Raw genomic sequence first — 18,745 nt, forward strand, 5'->3', positions numbered from 1 at the left:
CGGCGCAGAGCTCTTGTTCGAGCTGATCTCGCAGCGCTATGAGCGCGGCTCCACGATGATCACCAGCAACCTGCCGTTCGACGAATGGACCGAAACCTTCGGCACCGAACGCCTGACCGGCGCACTGCTCGACAGGCTGACACACCACGTCAACATCCTCGAGATGAACGGCGACAGCTATCGGCTCGGCCAAAGCCGCGCCCGAAAGGCCCAAGCCAGAACCTGATCACCCGCCACAGGATTGGCCCTGCGGGCCAATGCGCCATGGCACGCGCCAGCTATGCGGCAAGCGCGCGCGCCATGGCGCTTGGCGCCCTGTCGCTGGCCTGGTTTTGCGCCGCCGCGTGGCCGGTTTTTACTCCGCCGTTGACATCCGTACTGTTACCTGAACGCCACTACCGCGCTTGGCATCCCCTTCACACAGGATGTGGAACAGGTTGTCCCGGGGAAAGGGGAGACTCGGTCATTATCAAGTTTGGGCAACAGAGCCGGTGAATGGGGATGAAGGTTAAAGTGCTACGCTGTTGTTAAACAATGGTTGTACCCAGCAACTGCTTTTGGTCAGCGCGTCATCAACAAACAGACCATTAAGCTGCATCATCCTCGGCCAGTTGCCGTTGCCACATGGCAGCGTATCGTCCGCCTTTGGCAAGCAAGGCGAAGTGATCGCCCCGCTCGACGATCTCGCCATCTTGAAGCACCACAATCCGATCCGCGTCCACCACCGTCGACAAACGGTGCGCGATCATGAGCACAGATCTGCCTTGTGCGAGGGTACGCAACTCCTTCTGAATCGACTGCTCCGTTTCGGTATCCAGAGCGGAAGTCGCCTCATCAAGCAGCAGGATCGGAGGGTCCTTCAGAAGAGTTCGCGCAATTCCGACACGTTGCTTTTCACCTCCGGAAAGCTTTAGTCCCCGCTCGCCTACGGTCGTATTGTAGCCCTCGGGTAGGCCTTCAATAAAGGCGTCGATTCGTGCGGCACGGGCCGCGGCGCGGACATCCTCAAACGTCGCATCAGGTCGTCCATAGGCAATGTTGTACCGGATGGTGTCGTTAAAGAGGACGGTATCCTGTGGCACCACTCCAATCTGCGCGTGGAGGCTTTCCTGCGTGACGTCACGAATATCCTGTCCGTCGATTTCGATGCTACCCTGCGCTACATCATAGAACCGAAACAGCAGACGACCGAGTGTCGACTTCCCAGATCCGGACGGCCCGACGATGGCGACCGTTTCGCCCGCCCCAACGTGCAGAGTGACGCTACGCAGGATCTGGCGGGCCTGATCATAACCAAATTCGACATCGCGAAACGATACCTCGCCGCGAGGCACCTCAAGCGATTTGGCATCCGGTGCATCGCTCACTTCCGGTGGCTGCTCAAGCAAACCGAACATTTCACCCATATCGACCAGCGACTGCCGAATCTCACGATAGACGGTACCGAGAAAGTTCAGCGGCATCGTGATCTGGATCATATAGGCGTTGACCATCACGAAATCCCCAACCGTCAAATCGCCCGATTGCACGCCGATTGCGGCCATGACCATGACCGCAATCAGCCCCGCCGTGATCAGGACGGATTGCCCGAAGTTCAAAGCCGCCAGGGAATAGGCCGTCTTCAACGCTGCGCCCTGATAAAGCTGCATTGCGCTGTCGTATCGCGCCGCTTCCCGCGCCTCGGCGCCGAAGTATTTGACTGTCTCAAAATTGAGCAAGCTGTCTATCGCCTTCTGATTGGCGTCCGTGTCCTGGTCGTTCATCTCCTTCCGGATTCGAACACGCCATTCAGTAACCTTGAACGTAAACGATACGTAGGCCGCGATCGTCACCAGAACGACCACAAGATACCAGACGTCGAATACAAAGAAGAGGATCGCCGCGATGAGGAGCAGTTCCAGGATCAGCGGCCCGATGGAAAAGAGCAGGAACCGCAGGAGGAATTCGACACCCTTTACGCCCCGCTCGATAATCCGGCTTAGGCCCCCGGTCTTGCGGCTGATGTGATATCGCATCGACAGTTGGTGCATGTGTGTGAAGGTTTCCGAGGCCAGTCGCCGCAGCGCCCCCTGCCCGACCGGCGCGAACAGAACGTCGCGCAACTGCTGAAACCCGATGTTGAGCGCGCGGGCCCCGCCATAGGCGATGGTCAGCCCGACCGCGCCGGCGCCAAGCGTCCAGGCCGGCGTTGCCGTCTCGGGCGCCAGCGCATCGGTCGCGGCCTTGTAGAAGAACGGGGTCGTCACCGCGATCAGCTTCGCCAGCACCAGCATCGCCAGCGAGACAACAACGCGCACTTTCAAATCCGGCCTGTCTTCCGGCCACAAATACGGCGCCACGCGGCGGACGATTTGGAGCGGGCGGGAGGGAACCTCCGCAGTGGTGATCCTGCTGGGCGACATTCTTGGTCCGATCGGGTTGCGCCGGAACAGGTTAAAGCTTGGCTTATGAAATGAAAACTCTACGCGCTAGTTTGCCGCGTCCGGCAAGGTCACGATCTGGCCCGGATAGATGAGGTCCGGGTTCTTGATGAAATCCTGGTTCGCATTGAAGATCTGCACGTAACGAATGCCCGAGCCGTAGTAACCTTCGGAGATCGCCCAGAGCGTGAAACCAGGCTGAACCGTGATCGCACTGATACCCGCCTCACGTGCGGCAGCGGCAATTTCGGGCGCCGTGCGTTGAAACGGCGTCTCAATGCGCCCCCTGACGGTGCCGTCGGCGCCGAGCGCATCGACGCGCAGGGTGTAGGTGCCGGATCGCACATTCGCCAGCTGAGAGGTCCAGGTCCCGGCACCATCCACCTGCGTCAGCTGGACCGGCCGGTTGTCGAGATAGATCGCCACCTGTCCATCCCTTAGGCCCGTCCCGCTGATCCGCACGTCGCCGTCGGAATCGTAACTGATCGCATCTATCTCGACGGGCGATTGATCATCCGGCGCATCTCCGGCTGGAACCGGGTTCATTGCGGTGACGCCATCCGGTCCCGCCCGAAACAGGCGCGGCGGCGCGATTTGAGAGGCAGCTACGCGGGAGACAGGAGATGTTGGCCGGATCTCTCGCTCAAGTCCCTCAGCCAGCACGCGCACGTCGTCGGCCGACGGTGCCACTTCCACTGCCCGGTGCGTCCCGTCGGTCGGATCCAAACCATTTTCTTGCCTCGGCAGCCGCTCGTCGAGCGCTTGCGGCATCGAGTCGTCCGAGGTCTCGGGCCGCGGCAGAGCGGCTGGGGCCATGATAACGCTCGCCTCACCGGGTGTGAGCCCTCCTGCCCCATCCCGCGCCTCAAGCGTCAGGATTCGCGGCACGGCACTGACACCGGTATCGAAGAGCGAGACGAAATTTCCGTTTTGATCCGTCTTTACGGCTGCGATTTCCTGCCCATCGATCCGGAGCACGATCTCGGCTCCGACTTCGCCTTTGCCTGCGATGACCGCAGATCCGCGAGCGTCGATGCGCACGACTTCAAAATTCGGAGGCACGGTGGCCACCACCGGGATAGCTACATCCCATGTGACGAGTTCCGCTTCCTCTTGAAACTCTGCGCCGTCCACCCGCTCCGACACCACAAATGGTGGAGACACGGCGAGCGGATCCGAATGAGACACGAGAAACCAGCCGCCGGCCCCGGTGACCGCCAGCGCCACCAGAAGCGCCAGCGCGCCCTTCCCGATCCGCATCTTCATATCCCGACCCCCCAAGGTCCTTGCACGAGTGTAGCCGTCGCGGCACTGGGGGTCAAAGCTGCCGGAGAGAGGGTGATGACGAAATCAATCTGCGTCTATTGCGGTTCGCGCGATGGGAACGATCCGCGTTACACGGCCTTGGCCGAAACCCTTGGCGCCGGCATCGCTAAGCGCGGCTGGCGGCTGGTCTACGGAGCTGGCGATGTCGGGCTGATGGGGAGGGTTGCGCGGGCGGTGCAGACAGGCGGCGGAGATACCTTCGGCGTGATACCCACGCATCTCATGTCGCTCGAAGTCGGGAAACGGGATTTGACCTCTTTCGTCGTCACCGAGACGATGCACGAGCGCAAGAAGGTCATGTTCATGAACGCGGATGCGGTGATCGTTCTGCCGGGCGGCGCCGGAACGCTCGACGAGTTCTTCGAGGTGCTGACTTGGCGCCAACTCGGGTTGCACAGCAAACCGATCGTGCTCCTGGATGCCGGTGAGTTCTGGGCGCCGCTTCAGGCGCTCCTGTCACATGTGGTGGAGAGCGGCTTCGCCGATTCCAGCCTTCTTTCCTATGTAAAGGCGGCCTCCAATCCAGAGGCCGCCTTGTCGTTCATCGCGGACTAGATCAACTCACGCGACGCGGTGATCATCCATCTCCGCGAGCGTCTCGACCACGATCTTCTCGATATCCGGCACCGGATGTCCGGTCAGGGTCTTGTCGATCTCGCCGATGACCTTATCGGACACTTCTTGATGCATCTCGTCGCGCAAGGTGCCGAGGACGCTCGGCGGCGCAACGATCACGAGGGAATCGAAGTCCCCCGAGTGAGCCATCTTGTACAACTTGTCCGACAGATCCTTGGCAAAGCGTTCCTTTTGCAGCTCGTGAAAATCCGTCTCCTGATAGCTCCGGACGCCGGGCGCCGCGCTCTCTTGCGTCGTGCCGGGAACATTGGCGCTCTGCTCACGATCCGGCGGATTGGCTTCCTCGTCCTTGCGGATGACCTCGAGGTTGGGGTCATCTCCATCTGTCCGGTTGACTAGAAAAAGTGCCTTCTCGCTATCGGTGACGACAACGAGCGTCTTGTTCTTCAGTTTGACCATTAATCCGTCTTTCCGCCGTGGGGACCGCCATGATTTTCGGACGGATCCTCTTCTTCCTTCGATTTGGTCACGCGGGTCACGCCGCGCGCACCCTGCTTCGTCGCGCGAAGCAGCGAATCTTCCGTGCCGATGTCGCGGGCGATGTCGCCCCCTTCCCGGCCCTGCTGCTTGGGCGTGTCGGGCATGTCCTTGATGTACTTGTCGCTGTCTCGGCTGCCGTCTTTGGATCGGTGGCGTTCGGCCATGATGCTGTCCTCCAAATCTGATCCTCATGAACCAACGTAGCCGGCCCGAGAGCGGTTCCTGAAATGCGAAGGGGCGCCCGCAGACGCCCCTTCGAAGTCCTAAGCGTAGCGCCCGCAGGAGACGCGCCGCCTCACATCCGCGAAGCGACGTTCTCCCAATTTACGAGGTTCTTGAGGAAGTTATCGAGATAGGCAGGCCGCTTGTTGCGGAAGTCGATGTAGTAGGAGTGCTCCCAAACGTCGCAGCCGAGCAGCGCGGTCTGGCCGAAACAGACTGGGTTCACGCCGTTTTCGGTCTTGGTGACCTTGAGCGATCCGTCAGCATCCTTCACCAGCCACGCCCAGCCGGAGCCAAATTGTCCCGCACCCGCCGCGGCGAACTCTTCGTGGAACTTGTCGACTGAACCGAAGCTCTCGGTCAGCGCGCTTTCAAGCTCGCCCGGCATTTTCTTGTCGCCGGGTCCCATCATCTCCCAGAACTGGTTGTGGTTCCAGAGCTGGCTGATGTTGTTGAAAATCCCGGATTGGGCGACGGCGTTCGGATCGTAGGTGCCCTTGATGATCTCTTCCAGGGACTTGCCGTCCCACTCGGTGCCCGCAATCGCCTTGTTACCGTTATCCACGTAGGCCTTGTGGTGAAGGTCGTGGTGGTATTCCAGCGTCTCCTGCGACATGCCGTGAGGCGCGAGGGCGTCGTGGGAATAGGGAAGGTCGGGAAGCTCGAAGGCCATGATACTCTCCTGTCGGTTGGCTTTACGGGTGATGTCGGCCGGAACCCTTCCGCGTCAACCCCCGACTGTCTTCGCCCCGCGCAGCAGATCCTCCGCATAGGTTGCGACGGAACGGAAACAGATCAGCCGCCAGCCCTCGCCCTCGCGCCAGATCGCGGCCGGGATCTGCGCCATGCGGGTCCGGCGCACCTCTTCGGCTTTCATGCGCGCGAAATCGACGGGCATCAGGCTTGCCAACGCGTCCTCCGCATGTTGCCCGGACAGCGCGAATACCTGCCGTGCATCGCTCGTGTTCACCACCGTCGCGAACGCGTCGCCAAAACGTGCGGTAAGCGCATCGGCAGTCGCACCGGCCTCGCCGTATTCGCACACCAGCATCAACTCGTCGGGAGACATCCACAGAAGCTGCCGCTCGCCGGAACGCTCGGACATCCGTGGAGCCGGGACCGCGCAGCCGGTTTCCCCCACAATCGCATCGCCGATCTTCGACAATTCGCCGCGGATCGTGACCATCCCGAGCGGCGGCAGACGTTCGACCGTCAGATCAGACATTCGCCTTTTCTCCTTCCGGATCGAAAAAGACGGTGTTCACGATGCGTGCCTCCTGCGGGCCCTGCCCGATCCGGGAGAATCGAACCGTCTCACCCATCCGTTCGGAACCGCGCTCGATCAGCCCCATGGCAATGCCGCGGCCCAGAGTCGGCGACATGTATGTCGATGTCACACGCCCCTGAACACGCTGCTGGCCGTTTGCGTTCCGTCCCTCGCCGATGGCATACGCTCCTTCTTCCAGCGGCTTTCCGTCGATCGTCTCAAGCCCGACGAGCTTCCAGCGATCGGCCTTCTGAAACTCGCTGCGCTGCTGACCGCGCTTGCCAAGGAAATCTTCCTTCTTCTTCGAAATCGCCCAGTCGAGCCCGAGGTCCTGAGGAACGACCGTTCCATCGGTCTCATCGCCGATCATGATGAACCCCTTTTCGGCCCGCATCACGTGCAACGCTTCGGTGCCATAGGGCGTGACGCCGAACTCCGCCCCCGCGGCGATAAGCGCCTCCCACAGTGCCAAACCCTGCGTCGCCGGAACCGCCAACTCGTAAGACAATTCTCCCGAAAAGCTGATCCGATAGGCGCGCAGGTCGAACCCGCCCAAGGTTCCGTCGGCCCAAGCCATGAACGGGAGCATCTCTGCCGAGACATCCATCCCGCCCAGCTTCTCCAGAACCTTGCGCGCGTTCGGGCCGACTACGGCGATCTGCGCGAACTGCTCGGTCACGTTGATGGCGTGAACCTTCCAGTCCCACCACTCGCATTGCAGCCAGTCCTCCATCCAGCCGTGGATACGGTCGGCCCCGCCCGTCGTCGTGTGACATAGGAACGTCTGGTCATCGATCCGTGCAACGACCCCGTCATCCATGAGGAAGCCCTGCTCGTCGCACATGAGGCCATAGCGGCAGCGGCCCGGCTTCAGGCTGCTCATCATGTTCGTGTAGAGCATATCCATGAACTTCGCCGCATCCGGGCCGCGTACCAGGATCTTGCCCAGCGTGGAGGCGTCGAGCAGGCCAAGGCTGTTGCGCGTGGCGCGGATTTCCCGTGTCACCGCCTCGTCGTGGCTCTCACCGTCCTTCGGATAGCAATACGGCCGCCGCCAGTGGCCGACCGGCTCCCAATAGGCGCCTTGGGCTTCGTGCCAGTCGTGCATCGGCGTGCGGCGCAACGGCTGGAACACGACGCCGCGTGCCTCGCCCGCCAAGGTGCCGATCGTCACCGGCGTGTAGGGCGGGCGGAACGTGGTCGTGCCAACCTGCGGGATCGTCGTGTCGAGCCGATCCGCAAGAACCGCGAGACCGTTGATATTGCTCAGCTTCCCCTGATCGGTCGCCATGCCGAGCGTGGTGTAGCGTTTGGCATGTTCGACGCTTTCGAACCCTTCCTGCGCGGCGAGGCGCACGTCGGAAACCTTTACGTCGTTCTGGAAGTCGAGCCACATCTTCGTGCGCAACTTCGGGCCCGCCGCCTCAGGCATAATCCAGACGGGCTGGATCGGCCCCTCCTCCTCCGCCACGCAAACGGGCGCTTCCGTATCCATCGCCTCCGCCGCGTCGGCCAAAACTTCGGCTGTCGTCAACGCACCCGATGCCGCGCCGATTGCGGTGACGAAGCCTTGCCCATCCGCGCCACTTGGCGGATTGTCGGGATCCGGACGGAACATGGCGCGAACCTCATCCCACCAGAGCTTTCCACCGCAATGCGACCACAGATGAACGACCGGAGACCAGCCGCCCGACATCGCCACGCAGTCACAGCGGATTTCCTGCATCACATGCCCTTCGCCCGCCTGAAGGCAGACCGAGACGCCGGTGACGCGGTCATCGCCGTGAACCTTGGCGATGCCCCGCCCATGATGAACCGCGACGCCCATTGCCTTGACTTCATTGACAATGGCACTGCCCGCCGCTGATCGCACGTCGAGAATGGCAGGCACGCGTAACCCGGCCTTCAATAGAACCTTGGCCGTGCGGTAGGCATCGTCGTTATTCGTCACGATCACCGTCCGCTCGCCCATCGAGACGGCATGGTTCACCACGTAATCGCGCAGCGCCGAGGCCAGAAGAACGCCCGGCACGTCGTTGCCCGCAAAGCTCAGCGGCCGCTCGATCGCACCCGTCGCGGCGACGACCCGCCCCGCCCGGACACGCCAAAGCCGCTCGCGCGGACCGTCTTTATGGCTCGTGTGATCCGTCAGGTTCTCGGTGCACAGGACATAGCCGTGGTCGTAGACGCCGGACGCCTCGCACCTCGACATCCGAACGACGTTCTCCATCCCGTCAAGATGTTGCAGGATGTCCTTCACCCAAGTGTCGGCAGCTTTGCCATCGATCTCTGCGCCGTCGGTCACGGATCGTCCGCCCCAGTCGGCGCGGCTCTCGACCAGCATGACCCGTTCACCGGCCTCGCCCGCAGCTTTCGCCGCCAACAAGCCGGCCACGCCCCCACCCGCGATGAGCGTATCGCAATAGGCGTAGCGATGGGCATAGGTGTCGGCATCCGCCTGCTCCGGCGCAGCGCCCAAGCCGGCCGCCTTGCGAATGAACGGCTCGAACACGTGCTTCCAAAGCGGGCGCGGGTGGATGAAGGTCTTGTAGTAAAAGCCCGCAGGCAAGAACCGGGAGCCGTAATCGTTCATCCGTCCGATATCGAGGCCCAGGGACGGCCAAGCATTCTGGCTCCGCGCGGTCAGCCCCTCATAGACTTCCTGTAATGTCGCGCGTCGGTTCGGTTCAAACCGCGCGCCTTCGCCTACTCCCATGAGGGCGTTGGGTTCTTCCGGACCCGCCCCCACCACGGAGCGCGGGCGGTGGTACTTGAAGCTCCGGCCCATGACCATGCGCCCGTTCGCCAGCAGCGCCGACGCCAGCGTGTCGCCGGCATAGCCACGCAACTCGCGCCCGTCGAAGGTGAACGTCACGGGGCGGCTGCGGTCGATCAACCGCCCGCCGATCTTCAGACGACGGCTCATCCACGGCTCCCCTTCTCGATCTTCATGCGTATCTCTGCGGGCGGCTCCGTCGTCTGCGCCGGATAGGTGCCGAATACTTCGAGCGTGGCCGTATCACGCGCAGCGAGAAACCATTTTCCGCAGCCATATGCGTGGCGCCAGCGTTCGAAATGCACGCCCTTCCGGTTCTCGCGCTTGAACAGGTACTGCTCGAACGACGTATCCGAACCGTCCGGTCCGACACGCTTCAGGTGCGCTTCACCGCCGGGAGCCAATTCGGTCTCCTCGACCGAAAGCCCGCAACAGGGACAGGTCAGGAGGAGCATAGCCCGCCTCGCAAATCAGAGAAATTTGAACGTTCAGCGCGACCCTTCGATGAGCACGTCCGGCGCACCGCCGAGGCCGAGATCGACCACGCCGCTGATAACGGCAGCGCCCACCAGGGTCGCGGCGACGATGACGCCGCCGAGAAGGAAATTGATGCCACGCGGAAGGCGTCGGCGGTGGCTGAAGCGTGCCATGGCGAACGATACTCGGCTCGTTGCAGGTTCGACGCCGGATATAAGTGCCCGCAGGCGTTCCGCCTACCCCCTTCAAGCGCTTGTAATTTTATGCGGCCGAACCGGATCAATGGGCCACCCCCGCGGCGACGCTTTCATCGATGAAGCGGCCCTCGCGGAAACGCTCCATCCCGAACTCCGCCGTGAGCGGCGAATATCCCTTCGCCATCAACTCCGCCATCGCGAAGCCCGAGCCGGGGATGGCCTTGAAGCCGCCCGTGCCCCAGCCGCAATTGACGAAGACGCCCTTGACCGGCGTTTTCGACAGGATCGGGGAGCGGTCGCCCGTGACATCCACGATCCCGCCCCATTGCCGCAGCATCCGAAGCCGGGAGATCATCGGGAAGGTTTCGACCAGCGCCCGCAGCGTCTCCTCGATGTGATGAAAGCTTCCGCGTTGCGTGTAGTTGACGAAGCCGTCCGTGCCGCCGCCGACCACCATCTCGCCCTTGTCGGACTGGCTCATGTAGCCGTGCACGGTGTTGGCCATCACGACGACATCCATGCAGGGTTTGATCGGTTCACTCACCAAAGCCTGCAGCGCCACGGATTCGAGGGGCAGCCGGAATCCGGCCTTTTCGGCCAGCACACTGGAATGCCCGGCCACCACGATGCCCAGCTTGTCGCAGTCGATCGCGCCTTGCGTCGTGTCCACGCCCGCAACGCGCCCGCCTTCGGTACGCACGCCGGTGACCTCGCATTTCTGGATGATGTCCATGCCCATGTCGGTGCAGGCCCGGGCGTAACCCCACGCAACGGCGTCATGACGCGCCGTGCCGCCACGGGCCTGCCAAAGACCGCCCAGCACCGGATAGCGCGGCCCGTCGATATTCATGATCGGACACAGCTCCTTCACACGCTGCGGACCGATCCACTCCGTCGTCACCCCTTGCAACGCGTTGGCATGCACCGTCCGCTTGTAGCCGCGCACCTCGTGATGCGTCTGCGCCAGCATGATGACGCCGCGGGGCGAGAACATGACGTTGTAGTTCAGATCCTGGCTTAGCGTCTCGTAAAGCGAGCGCGCCTTTTCATAGAGAGCGGCCGACGGATCCTGGAGGTAGTTCGAGCGGATGATCGTCGTATTCCGGCCGGTATTTCCCCCGCCGAGCCAGCCCTTCTCAAGGATCGCGACGTTGGTGATGCCGTAATTCTTGCCTAAGTAATAGGCCGTCGCCAACCCGTGCCCGCCCGCGCCGACGATGACGACGTCGTAACGCTTCCCCGGCGGACGCTTGGCCCAAGTTCGCCCCCAGCCCTCATGGTTGCGGAAGGCCTCGCGCGCGATGGCAAAGGCGGAAAAGCGTCGCATGGCCGGACCCCTCGTCTCTCATCGCCCCGAATGCCCGCTCCGCAACGGTCGAACAAGCGCTCGGGCGGCATCTGCGCGCCTATTCCCGACATCTCGTCTGCGCCAGTCGGTCACGATGCCGCAAGCACGCGCCGCGGGGGTTTCGGTCCGGCCGTTCGACGCGGTAGAGCGGCTCGAAATCTCGGGGGGACGGAATGGAGTTCTGGATCGTTGCCGCCTTCATTCTGGCGGCCTGCATCGCGGTAATGGCGGTTGCCCTGCGCACCCGCCCGGAGCGGGAAGACCCGCCGGACGTTGCGATCTACCGCGACCAGATGAAGGAGTTGGAGCGCGACGCGGCGCGTGGGACGCTCGGCCCTGAGGAGGCTCAGGCCGCGCGTGCCGAAGTCGCGCGCCGTCTGCTGGCCGCTGACCGTGCCGCCGGCACGGCGAAACGGCGCGAAAGCGGACGATTCGGCCTCGGGTTGGTCTTGATCGCGGTGCCTGTCGTTGCCGTCGCAAGCCTCACCTATTGGCGGATCGGCGCGCCCGGCTACCCTGACTTGCCTCTGGCCGAACGCATCGCGCGCGTCGAGGCGGCGCGGGAGGCCCGTCCGGGGCAAGCGACCGCCGAGGCCGATGTGCCGGACCGGATCGACCGATCCGATCCGCAGGTCGTCGAGATGGCTGCGCAGCTGACCGATGTCCTGCGCGATCGTCCCGATGATCTTCGCGGCTGGCGGCTGGCCGTCTCCACGCAGATGGGCATCGGCGACTTCGAGACGGCTTGGCGGGCGCAGAATCGGGTGGTCGCGATCCTCGGCGATGGGGCGACGGGAGAAGACTTGTCCCTGCTGGCCGAGTTGATGATTTTCGCGGCCGGCGGCTATGTGTCACCCGAGGCGGAGCGTGCGATCCGCGAGGCGCTGCGCCGGGATCCGGGCGACGGCACGGCGCGGTATTACGCGGGACTGATGTACAAGCAGGGCGGCCGCCCCGACCTCGCCTTTCGCATCTGGCGCAGCTTGCTGGCCGATTCACCCGAAGGCGCCCCGTGGCTCGCGCCGATCTACGCGCAGATCGAGGACGTTTCCGTTCGCGCGGGAGAGCCGACGCCAATTGCGGAACTGCCGCGTCCGGGTGCCGCGGGGCCCACGGCGGACGACATCGCCGCAGTCGAGGATCTGAGTGCGCAGGACCGGATCGAGATGATCGGCGGGATGGTCGATGGCCTTGCGACCCGCCTTGCCGCGGAAGGTGGTCCGCCCTCCGACTGGGCCCGGCTCATCACATCCTACGGTGTCCTCGGGCGGGGCGCGGCGGCCGCGCAGGTCTATGCCGAGGCGCAGACGGTGTTTGCCGACAACCGCGACGCGCTCGACCTGCTGGCCCGCGCGGCCGAAAATGCGGGGATTGCTCCGTGAGCATCCATGACGAGATAACGGACTTCGCCGCCGCGCTTCCTCCTTTCGGCGCGCTTCTCGGGCTCGACCTCGGCACCCGCACCATCGGCGTCGCGATCTGCGACGCGATGCGCAGCGTCGCGAGCCCCCTCGTAACCATACGGCGCAGCAAGTTCACGGCCGATGCGGTCGCGCTGGAGGCGATCATCGCGCGGCGTGGCGTGACGGGCCTGATCCTGGGCCTGCCGCTCAACATGGATGGCAGCGTGGGACCGCGGATCCAATCCACCCGCGCCTTTGCCCGCAACCTTGCGCGCCGCACGGAGTTGCCCATCGGCTTCTGGGACGAGAGGCTCAGTACGGTTGCGGCCGAGCGCGCCTTGCTGGAGGCGGATACGTCGCGCAAACGTCGCGCAGAGGTCATCGACCACGTCGCGGCCGCGTATATCCTGCAAGGCGCGCTCGACCGCTTAAAGCATCTGAGAGATTGAATACGTGACGAACGACCCGACTTCCGACCGCATCTGGACGCGTGCCGAGATCGAGAGCCCGTGCGTCAAGCTGTGCGTGGTTCATCCGGAGACACGCCGCTGCGCAGGGTGCCACCGGACGTTGGACGAAATTGCCGCTTGGTCGCGGATGACACCCGAAGCGCGACGTGCGGTGATGGCGGAACTGCCCGGCCGTGCGGCGGAGAAGCCCAAGCGCCGCGGCGGTCGCGCAGCCCGACGCGGCTAATCGGAGCTAAAAGCCGCCGCGAAACAGGGACTGGCGGAGCATGTTCAGCGCCACCAAAAACAGAAACGCTGCGAAGACGCGCTTGAGCGGCGTCGGATCCATTGCATGCGCCAGCCTCGCCCCGAGCGGCGCCGTCACGATGGTCATTGCCACGACCACGACGAAGGCCGGCAGGTTCACCAGGCCGATCGTTCCGGGGGGCTGCGTACCGGCCGCCGGGAGGACGAGGAACAGCACGACCGCAGGCACCGCGATCAGCATCCCGAATCCCGCCGCCGTTGCCACCGCGCGGTGGATCGCAACGCCGTGCAAGGTCATCAGCGGCACGCCAAAGCTGCCGCCCCCAATCCCCATCAGGACCGAGAGAAATCCGACGCCGGGTGAGTAGAGATAAGGCTTCCACCCTTTCGGCATCTCCTCGGCCAGACGCCAATGCGACCGCCCGAACGCCATGTAGAGCGAGACCAGAAGCGCAAGGCCCGCGAAGATCGCCGTCAGCGTCTCGGACCGTAATTGTTTGGCCACCAGCGTACCGATGGCCGCGCCTGCGATGATCCCCGGCCCCCAGGCGCGCAGAATATCGAACCGGACCGCGCCTTTCGCCGCATGCGCCTTTACCGACCGAAGCGAGGTGATCACGATCGTCGCAAGCGAAGTCGCCACGCAGGTTTGCATCAGCTTCGGGCCGTCATAGCCGATCGTGCCGAAGATGTAGTAGAATGCCGGGACCAGCACGATCCCTCCGCCGACGCCGAGCAGACCGGCAAGCACCCCCGCCCCCGCGCCGACGGCCAAGAGAAACACGGTAAGCAGGGCGAGCGCGGTTGGGTCGATCATCGGGTCCTCCGGAGTCGTTCCGGCATATCCGGCGCACCCGACGGTGGAAAGCACCGATCAGGCGGCGCGGACCATGACCTGTTCCAGAGCGTCGTGCAGGACCTCCACGCCGGCACCGGACCGCGCCGCGCCCTCGGATAGAATGCGCCGCCAATGCCGCGCGCCCGGCACGCCGTGGAAGAGGCCCAGCATATGGCGCGTCACCTGGTTCAGGCGCCCGCCGGCCGTGAGATGCTCTTCGATGTAGGGGATCATCCGCAGGACAGCCGTCTCCCGGTCAGGGCACGGATCCGGGCGGCCGTGAATCACGCTGTCGGCCGATAGCAGGATCGCGGCCGGATCGTGATAGGCTGCGCGGCCGACCATGACGGCATCCATCATGGCCAGATGCTCCGCCACCGCATCCAGCGTAGCGATCCCGCCATTGATCGAAAGATGCAACTTCGGAAACCGCGCCTTCATCCCATGAACAAGCGCGTAGTCGAGCGGCGGCACCTCGCGGTTTTCCTTCGGGCTGAGCCCCTGAAGCCAAGCCTTGCGCGCATGGATCGTGACGCCGTGTACGCCCGCATTGTTCATGCGCGACAAAAGGTCGGGGAGCACGTCCTCCGGCACCTGATCATCGACCGCGATCCGGCACTTCATCGTGACGGGCACGTCACCCGCCGCCTCCGCCATCGCGGCAAGGCATTCCGCGACCAGTTCCGGCCGCTCCATCAGAACCGCTCCGAAACATCCCGATTGCACGCGGTCGGACGGGCAGCCGACATTGAGGTTCACCTCGACATAACCGCGCTCCACACCCATGGCGGTCGCTTCGGCCAACTCGCCCGGATCGCTGCCGCCCAGTTGCAGCGCCACCTGCCCTTCGCGCGGATCGAGGTCGAGCAGATGCGTCGCGCCACCACGCACAAGCGCGGCGGACGTCACCATTTCGGTATAAAGCAAGGTTTCCGTGGTGAGAATCCGGTGGAACACGCGGCAGGCCGGCGTCGTCCAATCCATCATGGGCGCCACGGAAAGCTTGTAATCGTGGTTCATCTGCATGTCTCGCGCGCCTGCAAATCGTTCGGCCATCTGTACCAGATGGGGGCTTCGCCCACTTCTTTCGCGGCCCTATCGCACGAATGGTGCAGACAAAAGATATCGAAGTTCCGCCGGTCGCGTACGGGCAAAGCTTCGTCACCAAAACCGCTACAGAAACGCCGCATGATCTCGCCGCAGCAGTTGCCTCCCTTCGCTGCGGCAGAACCTTCTGCGTGTCCTACCCGGAGGTCTCAAGAGTTCCAGACTACCGCGCCGAGATCTTGCACATCGTAACCGCCGTAGGTTCTGGCCCGAGCCAAGAACGGCTCCGTGCCACAAAACGAGATCAGTTTGCGGACCTGCGGCTCGAACCAGGCCTTGCGATCTACGAGCAGCGCGAACTGCTCCTCGATCAACGGCAGGAACTCGAGCCCATAGCTGTGCGCACCGGCCTCAATCCCGAAGGCCGCGTCGGCCTCCCCGCGGCGCACCGCCTCGACCGCGCCGTCTTCGGTCCGCGCAACATCGGCGAAGTCGAGTGCCGACATATCCAGCCCCTCCTGAGCCGCAAGTTGCCGGAACAGGGTGTCGGTCCCCGATCCCGGTTGTCTCGGCACGATGCGCCGTCCCACCAGATCCGAAAGTTTCGAGGGGGCAGGTTCCCCGGAGCGGAAGACGAGGCCGCGCCGACGTATTGCAAACGAGACCAGCACGGCATTCAAGCCCCGCGCCGCGCGCGAAACCGCCGGCACATTCCAGTCGCCCGACTTCGCATCGTGTATGTGCACCCCCGCCGCCACGCCGTCACCGCGCACGAACCGATCGAGACCGTCGAGAGAGCCGTCGTAATAGGTCGCCAAGCCGCAGCCAGATTGTCGGATGGCCCAATCGAGAAGCGGGTCATGACTGCCCAGCAGGATCGGCGGTCTCGTGACGGACCCTTTCGTTGTCAGCCAATCACCTCCGGACTTAGCCCGCTCGATCCACTCGCGGATCTCGGTCGCCGGGAACAGGAGCTTTCCGGTGGCTCGGGAGCATGGAACCGCTCCCGAAGCAGCCAAGTCGTACACCTTGCGATCCTTCAGGCGCAGGAGCACGGCCAGTTCCTTCACGGTGAGATATTCGTGGTCCGGAAAGGCGTCGTCGGTCATGGGATCCCGGGCAGATTTAACTGGCGGCCGATCATGGCTGCCCGTCTTTGTCTATCAGTTCTCCGGCGCGTTGGGAAAGAACAGCTGCTGGCCGTCGACTTCGTAGTCTGCGATCGCCTCCTGCCCCGCATCCGAGACCAGCCAATCGGCAAAGGTCTGTGCCGCGTCGGAATTCACCGATGGGCATTTCTCGGGGTTCACGGGGATCACCCCGTACTGGTTGAACAGATCCTCATCGCCCTCGACCTGAACCGCATAATCCTGCTTGTTCTCGAAGCTGATCCAGGTGGCGCGGTCCGTGATGACATAGGCGCCCATGCCGATCCCGGCATTGAGCGTCGCGCCCATCCCCGAGCCGGTTTCGCGGTACCAGTCACCGCTCGCCGCGGTGGGATCCGCCTCGGTATCGCCCCAGAGCAACATTTCCTTCTTGTGCGTCCCGGAATCGTCACCCCGCGATGCAAAGAGAGCCCCCTCCTCCGCAATCTTCGACAGCGCGTCCTGCACATCGGTCATGCCGCCCACTCCGGCCGGATCGTCGTCGGGGCCGACGATGACGAAATCGTTGTACATCAGGTTGGTGCGCGCGGTGCCAATGCCTGACTCGACGAATTCCTCCTCGGATGATTTCGCATGCACGAGCAACACGTCGCCATCACAGTTCCGCGCATTCGCGATCGCCTGCCCGGTGCCGACGGCCACCACGTTGACCTGAATTCCGGTCTGGTCGCGGAAGATCGGCAAGAGGTGATCGTAGAGACCGGAATTGGCCGTGGACGTGGTGGACTGGACGATGATCGACTGGTCCTGCGCCATGGCGGCGCCGGCGAGGGCAAGCGTGGTGGCGGTCACGCTCAGGATTCTGAATAGCACTGGGTCTCTCCCTTTCTTGGTGGATCAGACAAGGAGTTTTCCGCTGAGGTAATTCCGCGCCGCGTCGCTTTGCGGCTCGGGGAAGAACTCGGCCGCGGAACTGTGTTCGGCGACACGGCCTCGCTCCAGAAACACGACATCGTCGGCCAGCCGACGCGCCTGGCCCGGATCGTGGGTGACGAAGATGATCCGCACGCCCCGCGCGCGCGCATCGCTCACGATCGCCTCGATTGCCAGCACCGAGGCGGGGTCGAGACTGGCCGTGGGCTCGTCGAGGAACAGGACCTCCGGATCGGTCGCGAGAGCGCGGGCCAGTGCAAGCCGCTGCGCCTCTCCGCCCGACAAGAGGCGCGCGGGTTGGGCCGCCTTGTGCGCGAGGCCAACGTGATCGAGCAGGAAATCGCGCCGCGCAACATCCTTCCCGCGCGCTCTCAGAACGAACTCGATGTTGGCAGCCACGGACCGTCGCAAGAGGACCGGCTTCTGGAACACCAAGGCCTGCCGCGAGGTGACACGTGTGGGCCGGACTTTGCCCCATGAGATTCGCCCCGAATTCGGCGCGATCAACCCGTGTAGAAGCTTCAGCAGCAGACTCTTTCCCGCCCCGTTCGGCCCCATGATCATGGTGCAACCGGTTGGACCCAGATCGAAATTGATGCCGTCGAGAATGGTTGCCTCACCAAGCCGCAGGACCAGATCACGCACCGCAAGCGGCAGGATTGCCGTCTCCTCTCCGCAATCCGCCAGAGGCGCATAGGTCATGATTGCGGCATCAGACATAGGCGTGCCGCACCGCCGCCATCCGCACGGATTGAACGGCCGCATTCACGCCCAAGGCTATGCCGAGGAGGATAATCCCCAGGGCCAGCGCCAACCCGAGATCGCCTTTCGAGGTTTCCAGCGCGATGGCCGTCGTCATCACGCGCGTCAGGTGGTCGATATTGCCCCCGACGATGATAACCGCACCGACTTCGGCCACCGCTCGGCCAAAGCCGGCCAATCCGACAGTCAGCAGCGAATAGCGCGCGTCCCACAGAAGCGCCTGCACCGTCTGCGTCCGCGTGAGGCAAAGCGATCGGAATTGTTCGGCATATTCGACGTGAAGGTCCTCGATCACCTGACGCGACAGCGCGGCGACGATGGGTGCGATCAGGATCGTCTGAGCGATGATCATCGCGGTCGGCGTGTAAAGCAGGCCCAGAAAGCCGAGGGGACCGGAGCGTGACAGATGCAAATAAACAAGAAGCCCGACGACCACCGGCGGAAGCCCCATCAGCGCGTTCATCACGATCAGAACCGCGCTGCGTCCCCGAAACCTGCCGATTGCGACCAAGGCACCAACAGGGAGCCCGACGATGCAGGCAAACGCCGTCGCCGTCAGGCTGACCCGCAGCGACAGAAGGACAATCTCCAGCAAGTCCGCGTCACCCGAAAGCACCAGCGCAACGGCAAGTCCCAAGGCGTCGCCCATGCTTTGCAAAATTTCCCACCTCGTGCATTTCACCCGCAGGCCGCATGATTATGCAGCTTGATCGCTTGAACACAAGGCGCGCTCGTCCGCCGAGGATGACGCGATCCAAGAGAGCCAAACGGAAAAGCAGAGGAAGAGA

Annotated in this window: 21 protein-coding genes; 5 read left to right on the forward strand and 16 right to left on the reverse strand. The window is 63.6% G+C overall.

The features are described 5' to 3' along the window. The coding region (locus tag JSE7799_RS08835) for an ATP-binding protein (protein ID WP_144431625.1) at positions 1-226 on the forward strand (226 nt) is incomplete at its 5' end. 361 nt (positions 227-587) lie between these two features. On the opposite strand, the gene JSE7799_RS08840 is transcribed toward JSE7799_RS08835, so the two are convergent. Next, positions 588-2,402, reverse strand: coding sequence for an ABCB family ABC transporter ATP-binding protein/permease (locus JSE7799_RS08840; RefSeq protein WP_055663290.1), 1,815 nt, complete (start codon positions 2,400-2,402; stop codon positions 588-590). A gap of 66 nt (positions 2,403-2,468) precedes the next feature. Continuing rightward, positions 2,469-3,647 (reverse strand): LysM peptidoglycan-binding domain-containing protein, encoded by a 1,179-nt coding sequence (locus JSE7799_RS08845; protein ID WP_186201888.1) that lies wholly within the window; start codon positions 3,645-3,647, stop codon positions 2,469-2,471. A gap of 111 nt (positions 3,648-3,758) precedes the next feature. Between JSE7799_RS08845 and JSE7799_RS08850 the strand changes: the two genes are divergently transcribed. Beyond that, on the forward strand, positions 3,759-4,301 hold the full coding sequence (locus JSE7799_RS08850; RefSeq protein ID WP_055663292.1) for an LOG family protein: 543 nt from the start codon (positions 3,759-3,761) through the stop codon (positions 4,299-4,301). Positions 4,302-4,307: 6 nt separating this feature from the next. Here JSE7799_RS08850 and JSE7799_RS08855 read toward each other — a convergent pair whose 3' ends face one another. The 8 genes from JSE7799_RS08855 to JSE7799_RS08885 form a co-directional block, all read right to left on the reverse strand. After that, positions 4,308-4,781: a host attachment family protein gene (locus JSE7799_RS08855; protein WP_055663293.1), complete on the reverse strand. Its 474-nt coding sequence runs from the start codon at positions 4,779-4,781 to the stop codon at positions 4,308-4,310. Continuing rightward, the gene (locus JSE7799_RS08860) at positions 4,781-5,026 is read right to left on the reverse strand and encodes a hypothetical protein (RefSeq protein ID WP_055663294.1); all 246 of its coding nucleotides are present in this window, start codon (positions 5,024-5,026) and stop codon (positions 4,781-4,783) included. The genes JSE7799_RS08855 and JSE7799_RS08860 overlap by 1 nt, the downstream gene beginning before the upstream one ends. Positions 5,027-5,157: 131 nt before the next feature. Beyond that, a complete protein-coding gene (locus JSE7799_RS08865; protein WP_055663295.1) occupies positions 5,158-5,757 on the reverse strand; it encodes a superoxide dismutase in 600 nt (199 codons plus the stop codon). A gap of 54 nt (positions 5,758-5,811) precedes the next feature. After that, positions 5,812-6,309, reverse strand: a complete 498-nt coding sequence (locus tag JSE7799_RS08870; protein WP_055663296.1) for a sarcosine oxidase subunit gamma — start codon at positions 6,307-6,309, stop codon at positions 5,812-5,814. Continuing rightward, entirely contained in the window at positions 6,302-9,277 is a 2,976-nt protein-coding gene (locus tag JSE7799_RS08875; protein ID WP_055663297.1) for a sarcosine oxidase subunit alpha family protein, read from the reverse strand. Before JSE7799_RS08875 ends, JSE7799_RS08870 begins: the two co-directional genes overlap by 8 nt. Then, on the reverse strand, positions 9,274-9,582 hold the full coding sequence (locus JSE7799_RS08880; protein ID WP_055663298.1) for a sarcosine oxidase subunit delta: 309 nt from the start codon (positions 9,580-9,582) through the stop codon (positions 9,274-9,276). Before JSE7799_RS08880 ends, JSE7799_RS08875 begins: the two co-directional genes overlap by 4 nt. Before the next feature lie 33 nt (positions 9,583-9,615). Continuing rightward, positions 9,616-9,777, reverse strand: coding sequence for a hypothetical protein (locus JSE7799_RS21030; protein ID WP_186201889.1), 162 nt, complete (start codon positions 9,775-9,777; stop codon positions 9,616-9,618). A gap of 106 nt (positions 9,778-9,883) precedes the next feature. Further along, positions 9,884-11,128, reverse strand: coding sequence for a sarcosine oxidase subunit beta family protein (locus JSE7799_RS08885; protein WP_055663299.1), 1,245 nt, complete (start codon positions 11,126-11,128; stop codon positions 9,884-9,886). Between the two features lie 194 nt (positions 11,129-11,322). Between JSE7799_RS08885 and ccmI the strand changes: the two genes are divergently transcribed. From ccmI to JSE7799_RS08900, 3 genes are read left to right on the forward strand one after another with little or no spacing between them, the layout of a single operon-like run. After that, on the forward strand, positions 11,323-12,531 hold the full coding sequence (gene ccmI / locus JSE7799_RS08890) for a c-type cytochrome biogenesis protein CcmI (RefSeq protein ID WP_055663300.1): 1,209 nt from the start codon (positions 11,323-11,325) through the stop codon (positions 12,529-12,531). Then, positions 12,528-13,001: a Holliday junction resolvase RuvX gene (gene ruvX / locus JSE7799_RS08895; protein WP_245624843.1), complete on the forward strand. Its 474-nt coding sequence runs from the start codon at positions 12,528-12,530 to the stop codon at positions 12,999-13,001. The genes ccmI and ruvX overlap by 4 nt, the downstream gene beginning before the upstream one ends. A 4-nt stretch (positions 13,002-13,005) precedes the next feature. After that, the gene (locus JSE7799_RS08900) at positions 13,006-13,248 is read left to right on the forward strand and encodes a DUF1289 domain-containing protein (protein ID WP_055663301.1); all 243 of its coding nucleotides are present in this window, start codon (positions 13,006-13,008) and stop codon (positions 13,246-13,248) included. A 6-nt stretch (positions 13,249-13,254) separates the two neighbouring features. On the opposite strand, the gene JSE7799_RS08905 is transcribed toward JSE7799_RS08900, so the two are convergent. From JSE7799_RS08905 to JSE7799_RS08930, 6 genes are all read right to left on the reverse strand, one after another. Further along, positions 13,255-14,085 carry a sulfite exporter TauE/SafE family protein gene (locus JSE7799_RS08905; RefSeq protein WP_055663302.1) on the reverse strand — a complete coding sequence of 277 codons (831 nt, stop codon included), beginning with the start codon at positions 14,083-14,085 and terminating at the stop codon, positions 13,255-13,257. A gap of 57 nt (positions 14,086-14,142) precedes the next feature. Next, positions 14,143-15,132 carry a tRNA dihydrouridine(20/20a) synthase DusA gene (dusA, locus tag JSE7799_RS08910; RefSeq protein ID WP_055663334.1) on the reverse strand — a complete coding sequence of 330 codons (990 nt, stop codon included), beginning with the start codon at positions 15,130-15,132 and terminating at the stop codon, positions 14,143-14,145. Positions 15,133-15,362: 230 nt separating this feature from the next. Then, on the reverse strand, positions 15,363-16,262 hold the full coding sequence (locus JSE7799_RS08915) for a substrate-binding domain-containing protein (RefSeq protein ID WP_055663303.1): 900 nt from the start codon (positions 16,260-16,262) through the stop codon (positions 15,363-15,365). 54 nt (positions 16,263-16,316) lie between these two features. Next, positions 16,317-17,078 carry an ABC transporter substrate-binding protein gene (locus JSE7799_RS08920; protein WP_055663335.1) on the reverse strand — a complete coding sequence of 254 codons (762 nt, stop codon included), beginning with the start codon at positions 17,076-17,078 and terminating at the stop codon, positions 16,317-16,319. Positions 17,079-17,159: 81 nt separating this feature from the next. Next, entirely contained in the window at positions 17,160-17,915 is a 756-nt protein-coding gene (locus JSE7799_RS08925) for an ATP-binding cassette domain-containing protein (RefSeq protein WP_055663304.1), read from the reverse strand. Then, positions 17,908-18,615, reverse strand: a complete 708-nt coding sequence (locus tag JSE7799_RS08930; RefSeq protein WP_055663305.1) for an ABC transporter permease — start codon at positions 18,613-18,615, stop codon at positions 17,908-17,910. Before JSE7799_RS08930 ends, JSE7799_RS08925 begins: the two co-directional genes overlap by 8 nt. Between the last annotated feature and the right edge of the window lie 130 nt (positions 18,616-18,745).

Origin of the sequence: Jannaschia seosinensis (genome assembly GCF_001408515.1) — a bacterium.
Lineage (GTDB): Bacteria > Pseudomonadota > Alphaproteobacteria > Rhodobacterales > Rhodobacteraceae > Jannaschia > Jannaschia seosinensis.